Consider the following 11,148-nt stretch of genomic DNA (forward strand, 5'->3'; position numbering starts at 1 on the left):
TCACATACCCTTTGATTGCAGCAGGGGCAATATGGATTGGATCCATTCGCGTGCCTCTGCAGGATAGGTGTTTTGCATAAGTAAAAATTCAAAGAGGGCTTCGCGGTACTTCTCCGTCATATAATATGCTTGACCAAGATAGAACCTGCCTCGGGCTTCTATAATAGACGATCTTGGCAAAGATAAAAAACGTACCAGCTGGTCAATGACCTCATTCCAATCTCTGCTTGCAAAAGGCCCCTGTACGATGGAGCGAAGGGTAAATTCTTCTCCGCCTCCGGAGGCATTAAGATCCTGAGAAAAGGCCCGAGGTTTTTTAAGAACCATTTTTTGCGGTTCTGGGAATGGCAAAGAGGCGACAGCCTTTTGAGTCTCCGGGCTAAGCGGGAGAGCGAGAGGTGGCAAAATAATCGTATTATCTGCACTGGGGACAGCGGCTGAGATAGAAAGTGTGGGAAGCGGAATAGAGCGAATGTTCTGCTGGGGCCCCGGAAGACCGATACGGAACGAACCAGCGGGAACCTCAGCGGGTACCAGGGTTGTATTTTTTCCCGCTTCAAGATTTAATTTCCCCTGTTTAATATCGTCCTCGAAAACCAATGCGTAGTAATAAGAAATATCTGGGACTGGATAGTCAACAAAGGGACTCGATGTAATACCCCCTTGAACGATGACTGCCTGAAGAAGATCCTGTATATGCCGTATGGGCTGGGTACTCCGATATAAAACAAGCGGCCGGCTTGATGTGGTTTCGGAACCGTTTAATGAAAAAGAAAGCAGGATACTATCCTTTTGTACTTCTGTTTTGAGTGAGGATATATTCTGGTACTTTGAATCGGATTGAGAAAGCACAAGATTTGTTTTCTTTACATCCAACTCTACATAGTTCGTATTGGGAATCCTAACCATGTATGGATTTCCATCAGATCCGCTCGCAAGCACCAGATATGACCTAAGCCCATCGGATTCAATAGGTTCAATATAGGACTGAACGCCATGGGGAACCTGTATGCTATCCAGGTCCTTTGGGGTACTGGAACCGGCGGGAATAATTTTGCGGATAATGGTGACGGGTCCGGTACTGTCGGGAGCATCAATCCATTGAAGACGGACTACATTGTCCTGAACGGCAGCGGTAAGCTGCCGAACAAAGGGAAGCGCAGATGTCGTATCTTCTGCAAGGATCGGATATAATTTACTTAGCGCTATTAAAATAAGCAGGAAAACCTTTTCCGGATGTTTCATAGAAACAGTATACTCCATTGTTTAATTTTCGGCTATTTTTTTACAAGTAAACAGCTCTTAGAATACGGGTTTGACAGAACGGTCCCTTTTCCGTAAGCTACTGGTATGTTTGTATCGGTAGCCTTGGATCCCGGGTCGGAAGAACGGGCTCGAGAATTGGCAGATTTACTTGCCCAGTATGGATTTGAAAAAATTCAGCGCGGTTTGTGGGAATCTGGTCTTTTTCATCCTTCCAGCCTTGATCGGTTAAAGCGCGATATAGACCGTATTACCGATGCCTTTGACCGGATTCGTATTTTTCAATATCCTGTTGAAGGCACCTTGGTTATTTCCTCGCTGAAAGACAAAAAATGGCGGCGTCTTATTGTCCGCCCTTCAACATAAGGAGACTTAATATGCTGCTTTCCGAATTAGGTGGTCCTATCCAGGACCTCAAAGCACAAATTTATGACACCTGGAGGCGTCTTTGAAGCCGCAGGTTTTGAAGAAAAAATAAAAAATCTTGAAGAAAAAACCCAAGCAAGTGATTTTTGGAACGATTCAGCCAGAGCTGAAAAAGTAATGAACGAAATAAAGGCCCTTAAGGCTCGGTATGAACCGTGGAAAAGTCTGGTGGCAGAGATTGATGATGTGGAAGTTCTCTACCAGCTCGCCAGTGCTGAAAATGACGAATCCCATGCGGGGGAAATAGAAACAACCTTAAAAGAACTACAGAAACGGTTTGAAAAACAAAATCTTGTAGAACTCATGTCCGGAGAAGTAGATCAAAGCAGCTGCTTCTTAACGGTACATGCAGGTGCTGGAGGAACCGAGGCCTGCGATTGGGCTCAGATGCTGTACCGAATGTATGTACGATGGGCGGAGCGGAAAGGATATTCTATAGAAGAAGTCGATATGCTCGAAGCCGAGGGCGGCATTAAGTCGGCAACAGTAAAAATTGATGGTGATTATGCCTATGGGTACCTTAAGGGTGAATCCGGGGTACATCGGCTGGTACGCATTTCGCCCTTCGATGCCAACGCACGGCGGCATACATCATTTGCATCGGTGTATGTCTTCCCCGTTCTCGATGATTCTATAGAGGTGGAAATTAGACCTGAAGATCTTCGTATCGATACATACCGTTCTGGAGGTGCGGGCGGACAGCATGTTAACAAGACTGACAGTGCGGTACGTCTCACCCATCTTCCTACCGGTATTGTGGTAGCCTGCCAAAACGAGCGAAGTCAGATTAAAAACAAAGCGACAGCAATGAGCATGCTTAAGGCCCGGCTTTACGAATATTACCGGGCTGAAAAAGAAAAAGAAAACGAGCGCTTTGCCCAGGAGAAAAAAGACATTTCTTGGGGTAACCAGATTAGGTCCTATGTGTTTCAGCCATATACGTTGGTTAAGGATTCCCGTACTAAAATAGAAGTGGGGAACATTCAGGCCGTGATGGATGGCGACATAGATGTGTTTATTGAGGAGTATCTCCGTTTTGCATGGCATAATTCACAGCAGCAGTCTTCATAAATTATCCTTTGTTGTCATTTTATGGGGAATGCTGCTGTTCCCGCTGCATTCTGTTTCTGGTCTTGGCACTGCAGAACAGACAAAACCGGAACCGCAGGCAGAAAAACAGAATGCAGTGATTTATGTATGCGATATTGATGTATCTCAACTCCCTTCTGAACAGAAAATTGCTGGCCGACGCCTCCGCAATGAGTTTCTGCATATTTTAGGCCAGATTCAAAGGCGTAAAAGAAGATCCGAAGAAATACTTCTATACCGGGATTCACTCTGGAAAGAATGGAAGGCTCGGGCTGCAAAATCGCTGACAGAGGCCCGCAATAGCCGGGATACTCTTTTTTTTAAGGGCTATTCTGAAAACACCTATAAAAAAGAACTGATTAAAATCGAGGCTTCAATTCGAGATTTAGAAAATAACTATGCCGCTGTCCAAACCAATCCCCCCAACATAGCGGAAATAGTAACGCTATCCTTACATAAGGATATGGCTAGTGGAAATTTTAAGAATGCTCCCTCTTTGGATGGACGGAAAAAGTTTTGCACCGAACAGGGTGTGGATTTTCTTGTGGTAAGTTCCCTTCGTGAACTCTATGGCCGCTGGATACTGACATACAGCCTGTATCGTGCGGTCGATGATACGGTGATGTATACAGACACATTGGCTTTTTCCCCGGAAGAACTGGAATCGATACTGCCCCTGTTTGCTACATCCCTTTATGAGACCCTATCCGGAGAACCTGCGGGGGCCATACAAATTATGGCAAAGCCTGAGAATTCTGAAATAATTGTAAATGAAAAAATGATGGGGAAGGGTAATACATCTGTTATAGAGGGGCCTCCTGAAGTACTTTTTGTACAGGTAACTCATCCTGCGTATTTCCCTGCTGAATTTACGATTGAACGCCGATCGAATGAGCTCAGCACAGCGAGCATCGCTCTCACTCCCATGGCGCAGTATGCACTCCGTCTGGAGATTCAAAATAAAGAAAATTTCTCGCTCTATGTTAATGGTCTTTACAGAGGAAATACGCCTTCAGATATAACTCTTCCAGCAGGAAACTATGTCCTCCAGATTATAAAAAATGAAGGTGAAACAGAGATTCAATCGAAGCTGCTCGTTTTAAAATCGAAAGACGGTCTTGTATCCCTATCAGAAAACGATGTGCAGTCAAGAGGAAAGAAAACGGTAGAGCAGGCACGAAAGGGGTTCTATGGAGCATTCGGCCGTTTTTGGCTGGCCTTGCCGGCGGCCTTTCTTCTCAGCGGCATAACAGATACGTATATTAACGCTTACAACCTAAGCGGTAACAGGGATTTGATTAATCCTGCGACAACTTTTTATTATTCATCCCAGGGAGCCTGGGTAGTCACGGGTATTTTTTTAATTGAGTCCCTGTTCCGTTTAGGCTTCTATGTGTATAGTGCATCAAATGGAGCTAGTACGGTAATTGAACCAAAACAATAAAATGAAAGGATGGTATTTGTGGCAAGCGGCACATTTGCGGATAAGTTAAAGCGTCTTCTGGGACTTGAAGGGAGACTTTCTGATGAACTCTTTGATGATTTAACTGATTTGCTTGTAGAAGGTGATTTTGGCGCTGCAGAGGCTTATAAAACGGTAGATGCCTTAAAGGCTTATTGCAAAAAGCAGGGTGCGAGCGAAGTCGAAGCAGTGAAAACAATACTATCTCAGCTGCTTACCGAGCAGCTACAGAAAGTGCCACAATCTCAAGCTGTATTACAAAAGCCCGATCGGCTGACTATAATGCTTCTTTTAGGTGTAAACGGAGTCGGCAAAACGACAACCTGCGCAAAGCTTGCCAGTCAGTATCAGCGCCTATACCAGATCCGGCCCATCCTCGCAGCAGCCGATACGTTCCGGGCTGCCGCTATAGATCAGCTTAAAATACACGGGGAACGGCTTGGATTGCGGGTAGTGGCCCATAAGCAGGGCGGTGACCCTGGGGCCGTCGTTTTTGATGCAATCGAAGCGGCCCAGGCATCCGCTTCTCCCCTCGTGATTGGAGATACCGCTGGCCGCATGCACACAAAATCTGCTCTTGTGGAAGAATTAAAAAAAATCGATAGGATTGTGCTATCCAAAGCGCAGGATGCGCGATATTACAAATTATTGGTACTGGATGCCACTACAGGACGCAATGCGCTTGCCCAGGCAGAGGTATTCCACAGTGCAGTAAAATTAGACGGTGTCATCCTTACTAAATATGATTCAAGCGCTAAGGGCGGAGTTATCTTTTCTCTGGCTGAGTCCTTATCGCTCCCGGTGCTTTATCTATGCACTGGAGAACAATATAACGACATCCGTCAGTTTGATTCTGAAGCCTTTGTCAAAGAATTTATAGGAATATCCTAATCCGCTTATGAAAACAAAGCTATTCCCCTGTCTGTTCATCCTTGTTCTGTTTCCGATTTCTGCTTCGGACTGGTATCGTTCCAGTCCGGGAGGTATTGCGCTGGAACAAATGGGTAAGCTTGCAGCTCTGCGCCAGGAATATGCTTTGGAAGTTTACGAACCGGCTCTATCGGAACTGCCTGAAATGCTCCAGGATATTGGAAAGAAAGCAAGTCGCATGAGTGCTGAGCGGCTTTACCATAATGAAAAAGTAACGCTCAGCAGATACAAATTTTGGGATGGGCAAAACAAGATGCTCTACGCATCCCAATTCGACACGCAAGGTTATTCATGGATAGAGTGTTATGACACAAAACAGCAGCTTATAGAAGAATACTGGGCTGTTCAAGATTCTGACTGGTTCAGAAGGGTATTTGTTTTTGCGGGAGATCGCATTTCCGTATCTAAAACTTTTGCAGCTCCTCCGATGGAAGAAGGTTCGCTCATATTCACTGACTTTTACCGCTATGACCGCTCAGGTTTACTGCGTATCATAGAAAGAGTGCCAGCAAAAGAATCTCTCGTTTCTGCTAAAACTGAATGGTTTTCAAAGAATGTCCCATCCCTCACGAGCCTTAACAGGCCGGGGCCCGGGGCTGTTGTCATCCCAGAAACTATAAAAACTGAGACCTTACAGGATATCATAATTTTGTATAATCTTGATTCAAGGGGCAGGGTGATACGGGAGCAGCATAAAAAACAAGATGGCAGTGTACTATATGAGCGGACCAATGTATGGGAACAGGATCGGCTGGTAACGGTAACCATTGATGAGCAGGGCCCTACAAAAAGAATTGAATATACCTATGATGCACAGGGAAACCGAATAAGCGAAAAATACTACGCTGGTACCCAACTGGAGCGGCAAATTATTATTCAAGGAAACCAGGAAATCGAAGAATTATATGATAAAGGGCAGCTTGTTCTTAAAACTATATGGGTTAATGGAATAAAGATACAGGAGCAGCGGCCTAGACGCCAACAACTTAAACCATAGCAGGGAGTAAATCATGGTGTATCTTTTCTGCTGCTCAGGAGAAACATAATCTATGGGCAAACGACGCTGGATAGGTTTTATTGCATTACGATATTTGTCGCGGTCTAAAAAACGACGCAGATCTTCCGCTTCAGTTTCATCGATGTTCACTATTATAGGCATCGCTACCGGTGTCTTTGCACTCATTATTGTCATCGGCATCATGAATGGTTTCCAAATGGGATTTATAGAAAGCATCCTTGAGATTTCTTCATTTCATCTCCGTATTGAAAAGCCATTAGAGGAGAGCACGGAACCATGGCTTTCAAACCCTCATATTCGCTCGGCAATCACTTTTTCGGAATTTCAAGCCCTGATCCGGGGAACGCGAAAAAATCAGCAGGTTGCGCTTGTGCGGGGCCTCCCTGCCGATGCGGCAGGGCGTGATCCTGCCATGATACAGGCTCTCCATTTACAGGCTGGTAGCTTTGCTGTCGATAAAACCGATTCCATTATACTTGGTACAGAATTAGCCCGTATCTTAGGTGTACGGATTGGAGACCCTGTTTCACTGGCTTCAATAAGCGGTGATTTGTTTGGAGAGACAAGGCCAGAGCTGGATACCTTTGTTGTCACAGGCATATTTCGCTCCAATTATTATGAATTTGATTCCTCCTGGGCGTTCATCAATATGGACCGTGCTATAGCTCTTCAGGAAGGAAAGGGCACTGTGCAGCTAGGCGTTAAGCTCCATGATCGTTGGATGGACCAACAGGTTCAAAAAGAATTGGCAAAAACCAACCCAGATTGGTCAAACCGAATAACAACCTGGCGGGAATATAACCGTTCTTTTTTCGGAGCCCTCAGAACAGAAAAATTGACCATGTTTCTTTTAGTGGGACTTATATTTGTTGTCGTTGCCCTGAATATGTACCAATCGCAGCGAAAATCGGTTTTGGAACGGAGAGAAGAAATAGGATTACTTCGGGCTATGGGAGCATCTGTGCCGTCGATTAAAACAATTTTTGCGATTAACGGGTTTGTGGTAGGTTTCTCAGGGGCAACCCTCGGCATGCTGCCGGCTCTTTGGTTTGCAAATAATATACAAATGTTTTTTATAATGCTCGAGGGTCTCGTGAATGGTTTTATTGGAACTGCAAATGTTATAGTAACGTTTATATCCGGCAATGCGATCCAATTTGACCAAAGAATTACCTTTTTCTCTCCCCAAGTTTTTTATTTAAAGGATATTCCATGCAGGCTGGTGCCTTCTGAAGTTTTGATTATCTATTTATTTGGCCTTTTATCAGCCACCCTTGCGTCCCTCTGGGCTGCTGGCCCGGTAAGCAAGCTTTATCCTGCGGAGGTGCTTCGCTATGATCAGTAATGAAACGATGCAGACTTCTGTTCCTGCTCTTGAGATTCGGGAGGTCCATAAATCCTATCTTTCCGGGACTGAAACCCTGGCAATTTTACGATCCGTGTCCTTTTCTGTTTTAGAAGGTTCAAGCGTGGCAATCACTGGAGAAAGCGGCAGCGGCAAGAGTACCCTGCTTAATATCCTTGGCGGTCTTGACCGGGCCGATGCGGGCTCCGTCCGGGTAGGGAAATACCTGCTAGAACAGCTCAATGAGCGCCAGCTCAATGAATACCGAGGACGGCATGTGGGATTTATTTTTCAATTCCATTATCTCCTTAAGGATTTTACGGCCCTTGAGAATGTAATGCTTCCTGCTTACATGGCAGGGGCCTCCAAAAAGGATGCCTTGGAAAAGGCTCGACTTTTGCTTGCCGATGTAGGAATGGAACACCGGCTCGGCCATTATCCAGCCCAGCTTTCAGGCGGGGAACGCCAACGGGTTGCCGTGGCCCGTTCATTGGTAAATGATCCGGATGTGATTTTAGCCGATGAGCCTACGGGCAATCTGGATCGATACAACAGTCAGTCTGTGGCGGAACTTCTCTTTGCAAATGCCGAAAAATATCGAAAAACCCTCATTGTGGTGACCCATGACGAAGGAATAGCGCGGCGGGCAGAAATCCGATTCAAACTAAATGAAGGTATCCTTATGACCCAGGACGATAGCGGAGTTTCTCCATGAGACAACGGGTACGTTTTTTTATTGCCCTGCGGTATCTCTTAGGCAGGTCTCCCGAAGGTAGCAGGTATTTGCGGGGGGCTGCTCTGGGAATAGCAATCAGTATGATTCCCATCATGGTAACCCTCATCGTTTCAGATGGTATGATACAGGGAATTACTGACCGTTATTTAGAACTGGGGACTGGCCATTTGCAGGTCTATGCCTATGGGCCTGCACAGGAAGAGGTCTCCCTTTTAATACCCCATATACAGGATATTGAAGGAGTTAGTCTAATAAGTCCCGAACGGGACGGTCTTGGCATAGTGGTCGGGCCCAATGGTAAAACCGGTGTTACCCTTCGATCTGTTTCGCACAATTATATTGAGTATCCTGGTACCCGCCAATATCTTTCACTCCTTTCAGGGGAACTGAGCCTGTCTGGCCCAAGATCATGTCTTATAGGGACTAAGGTGGCTGAGTCTATCGGTGCCAAGCCAGGTGATACCATACGGCTTATGACAGTTAAAAATACAAATACGGGGAATATGATACCGAGGATAACGGCCCTCACTGTAAGTGGCATTGTTTCTTCAGGGTATCGTGAACTGGATTCTTTATGGTGCTTTATCCCCTATGACTTAGGCCGTTCTATACTGTCTTCGGATACCTCTAAATCATTTTTGGTTATTAAAACTAAGAACCCCTATAAGGGACTTGAGTCAACCGCTGCGGTAATCCAAGAACGGTTAGGCGATACTAGTGGAGTGTACAACTGGAAAGAGCTGCAGGCTACCCAATACCAGTCTTTTGAATCTACCAGACAGATGCTGCTTCTTATTATGGCAATTATTGTTTTAGTTGCAGCGGTCAATGTGGCGTCCGCAACCAGTATGCTGGTGGTGGAACGGCGGCGTGAAATAGCCATCCTTAAATCCTATGGGGCAGCTCCTTTCGATATTTCTTTGCTTTTTTCATTAGGGGCTGGAATCACCGGCTTTATCGGTTCTGCTATAGGAATCGCATTGGGACTGGGAATTGGGTATACTATCAATGAAATCATCCATGGATTAGAATTTATCCTGTCTGGAATTTCGAGTTTGTACCATGGAGATCCGGTTGTGATTCTTAACCCCTCCTATTATCTTGAACGGATCCCTATTGTGGTTAATTGGTCGGTTGTTGGCATACTGTTTGTGATTACCGTGCTTGGTTCTATGATTGCCGCCCTGGGTGGTGCCCGTCAGGCTGGCAAACTATTACCGGTTGAAATATTACAGAAATATTAAGGATGGACATATGCTTTGTGATATTTGCGGAAAACGGGAAGCAATTGTATTTATTCATCAGGTGGGTGCGGGGGGACAGTCAGAATTGCATCTTTGTTCCCAATGTGCCTACGAACATGGTTTACAAAATTTGGAAGGTGATATAGGCAAGGCGCTTTCAGATCTGCTTAAGAAACTGCCCTTAGATAAAGTGCCCGCATCGGGCCTTTCTCCCTTAGGAAAAGCGAAAAAAAAATATCCCGAACAATGTCCCTTCTGCGGACTTTCTTTACAGGAACTTAAAAAACAAGGTCTTGCGGGCTGTGAAACATGCTGGAATGTATTTGGAGATCTGTTGGTTGTACCTCATGTTAAAAAACAGGGGGCTCAACAGCATAGGGGCCGTTTTTCGATCCAAGTTTCTGATGCAATTGCCCAAAAGCAGGAGCTGGAACAACTGAAGAACCTTTTACAGGCTGCAGTTGAAAGGGAAGATTATGAGCAGGCCGCAATCTACCGGGACCGGATTCGGATTCTAGAAATGGGAGCTGCACGTCGTGGATAATACATGTCTTGAAAACTGGTTTTGGTTTGGCCCAAATCATCAGCAGGATTGTATTCTGTATAGCCGTCTCGGCTTTCATCGATCCCTCAAAAATGAACTGTTTCCTCATCGTGCTTCCCCGGAAGACAAGGAAGGGGTTCTTAATAATGTGCTTGCAGCCCTTAAGGGCCTCGAGATTGATCCCTATATTTTAATAGGACCTGAGAGTTCTAGAGATTGTCAATTATCTGCTCGGGAGGTTTTTGATATTCCAGAGGTGTTAACCCTGAAAGCGGGAGAAGCGGTTTTTATCGGGGAAAAGGCCTTTCTTGCGACCATAAATATTCATTCCCATATTAATTTTTCGCTCATGGGACCAGGATCTCAGCCTTTGGAACAGTTTCAGGATCTAGTAGCCATTGATACTCAGCTTGATAAACGCCTCTCCTGGGCCTGCACCGAAACCTATGGATTTCTTAACCCAGACCCTATTCATACGGGCAGCGGAATGGAATTTGAAGCCCTTTTGTTTTTGCCGGGTATTATAGACAGTGATATGTATGATCGAGTTATGAAGGGACTCCTTGCCCAGGGCTTTGCAATTTCAGTATACGATACAAAGGAGCAAAAGGATGAAGAAGACCTATCGCAGCAAGAGATAAGGAGCCCTTTTATTCAACTAACCTATACAGTACCCCTGGGAGTTTCTGAACAGGAAGGGCTTGAAAAAATAACAAATGCCCTTGAAGGTCTTATGAAGGGTGAACGGGCCACGAGGGAGCGGCTTGCGGAAAAGCTTTCGGAAGAAATAAAGGACAAGTCCTGGCGTGCTTATGCGCTTTTAACTCATGCACAGCTTCTGTCTAAAACGGAGTGCCGCAGCCTCATTTCAGATTTGCGAGCCGGTATTGTATATGGCAGTTTGCCGATGAGCAGTGCTCAAGGGATTCTGAAAGACTGCGACCGATTGTGGTTTGGCACAGAAACGCTGGTACGGCAAGCCCTGGAAGCTTATCCTGCCGATCAGAGATCGGAAAAATTATCAAAAAGTCTCAGATCAAAACTTGTCCGGAACATACTTTCGCAGTACCATATAGAGGGGGAGATTTAAT

The 11,148-nt window shown here is 45.4% G+C and carries 11 protein-coding genes; 10 read left to right on the forward strand and 1 reads right to left on the reverse strand.

All coding sequences use genetic code 11. The features are described from left to right. Positions 1-1,245: a tetratricopeptide repeat protein gene (locus tag Q7P68_RS01380; RefSeq protein WP_304221854.1), complete on the reverse strand. Its 1,245-nt coding sequence runs from the start codon at positions 1,243-1,245 to the stop codon at positions 1-3. A 105-nt stretch (positions 1,246-1,350) separates the two neighbouring features. Between Q7P68_RS01380 and Q7P68_RS01385 the strand changes: the two genes are divergently transcribed. The 10 genes from Q7P68_RS01385 (at position 1,351) to Q7P68_RS01430 (ending at position 11,147) form a co-directional block, all read left to right on the forward strand. Continuing rightward, positions 1,351-1,629 carry a CRISPR-associated endonuclease Cas2 gene (locus Q7P68_RS01385; RefSeq protein WP_304221857.1) on the forward strand — a complete coding sequence of 93 codons (279 nt, stop codon included), beginning with the start codon at positions 1,351-1,353 and terminating at the stop codon, positions 1,627-1,629. Between the two features lie 11 nt (positions 1,630-1,640). Beyond that, positions 1,641-2,760 (forward strand): peptide chain release factor 2 gene (gene prfB / locus Q7P68_RS01390; protein ID WP_304221859.1). Its coding sequence is split into 2 segments (ribosomal slippage): positions 1,641-1,712 and positions 1,714-2,760, totalling 1,119 coding nucleotides; the frame shifts between segments, so codons are not numbered across the junction. Continuing rightward, positions 2,726-4,222: a hypothetical protein gene (locus tag Q7P68_RS01395; RefSeq protein WP_304221861.1), complete on the forward strand. Its 1,497-nt coding sequence runs from the start codon at positions 2,726-2,728 to the stop codon at positions 4,220-4,222. The genes prfB and Q7P68_RS01395 overlap by 35 nt, the downstream gene beginning before the upstream one ends. Before the next feature lie 18 nt (positions 4,223-4,240). Next, positions 4,241-5,131, forward strand: coding sequence for a signal recognition particle-docking protein FtsY (ftsY, locus tag Q7P68_RS01400; RefSeq protein WP_304221864.1), 891 nt, complete (start codon positions 4,241-4,243; stop codon positions 5,129-5,131). 7 nt (positions 5,132-5,138) lie between these two features. Continuing rightward, on the forward strand, positions 5,139-6,167 hold the full coding sequence (locus Q7P68_RS01405) for an RHS repeat domain-containing protein (RefSeq protein ID WP_304221867.1): 1,029 nt from the start codon (positions 5,139-5,141) through the stop codon (positions 6,165-6,167). 52 nt (positions 6,168-6,219) lie between these two features. Then, positions 6,220-7,533 carry an ABC transporter permease gene (locus Q7P68_RS01410; RefSeq protein WP_304221870.1) on the forward strand — a complete coding sequence of 438 codons (1,314 nt, stop codon included), beginning with the start codon at positions 6,220-6,222 and terminating at the stop codon, positions 7,531-7,533. Continuing rightward, entirely contained in the window at positions 7,523-8,248 is a 726-nt protein-coding gene (locus Q7P68_RS01415) for an ABC transporter ATP-binding protein (protein WP_304221872.1), read from the forward strand. Before Q7P68_RS01410 ends, Q7P68_RS01415 begins: the two co-directional genes overlap by 11 nt. Then, positions 8,245-9,513, forward strand: a complete 1,269-nt coding sequence (locus Q7P68_RS01420; RefSeq protein WP_304221875.1) for an ABC transporter permease — start codon at positions 8,245-8,247, stop codon at positions 9,511-9,513. The genes Q7P68_RS01415 and Q7P68_RS01420 overlap by 4 nt, the downstream gene beginning before the upstream one ends. Before the next feature lie 10 nt (positions 9,514-9,523). Further along, on the forward strand, positions 9,524-10,057 hold the full coding sequence (locus Q7P68_RS01425; RefSeq protein ID WP_304221878.1) for a UvrB/UvrC motif-containing protein: 534 nt from the start codon (positions 9,524-9,526) through the stop codon (positions 10,055-10,057). Then, positions 10,050-11,147: a hypothetical protein gene (locus Q7P68_RS01430; RefSeq protein ID WP_304221880.1), complete on the forward strand. Its 1,098-nt coding sequence runs from the start codon at positions 10,050-10,052 to the stop codon at positions 11,145-11,147. Before Q7P68_RS01425 ends, Q7P68_RS01430 begins: the two co-directional genes overlap by 8 nt. Position 11,148: the final 1 nt, after the last annotated feature.

Origin of the sequence: Gracilinema caldarium (assembly GCF_029265695.1) — a bacterium.
Lineage (GTDB): Bacteria > Spirochaetota > Spirochaetia > Treponematales > Breznakiellaceae > Gracilinema > Gracilinema caldarium_A.

Coding starts and splice junctions, on each gene's coding strand:
- Q7P68_RS01425 (WP_304221878.1), top strand. CDS start 9,524: ATGCTTTGTGATATTTGCGGAAAACGGGAAGCAATTGTATTTATTCAT.
- Q7P68_RS01380 (WP_304221854.1), bottom strand. CDS start 1,245: ATGAAACATCCGGAAAAGGTTTTCCTGCTTATTTTAATAGCGCTAAGT.
- Q7P68_RS01410 (WP_304221870.1), top strand. CDS start 6,220: ATGGGCAAACGACGCTGGATAGGTTTTATTGCATTACGATATTTGTCG.
- Q7P68_RS01420 (WP_304221875.1), top strand. CDS start 8,245: ATGAGACAACGGGTACGTTTTTTTATTGCCCTGCGGTATCTCTTAGGC.
- Q7P68_RS01405 (WP_304221867.1), top strand. CDS start 5,139: ATGAAAACAAAGCTATTCCCCTGTCTGTTCATCCTTGTTCTGTTTCCG.
- Q7P68_RS01415 (WP_304221872.1), top strand. CDS start 7,523: ATGATCAGTAATGAAACGATGCAGACTTCTGTTCCTGCTCTTGAGATT.
- Q7P68_RS01385 (WP_304221857.1), top strand. CDS start 1,351: ATGTTTGTATCGGTAGCCTTGGATCCCGGGTCGGAAGAACGGGCTCGA.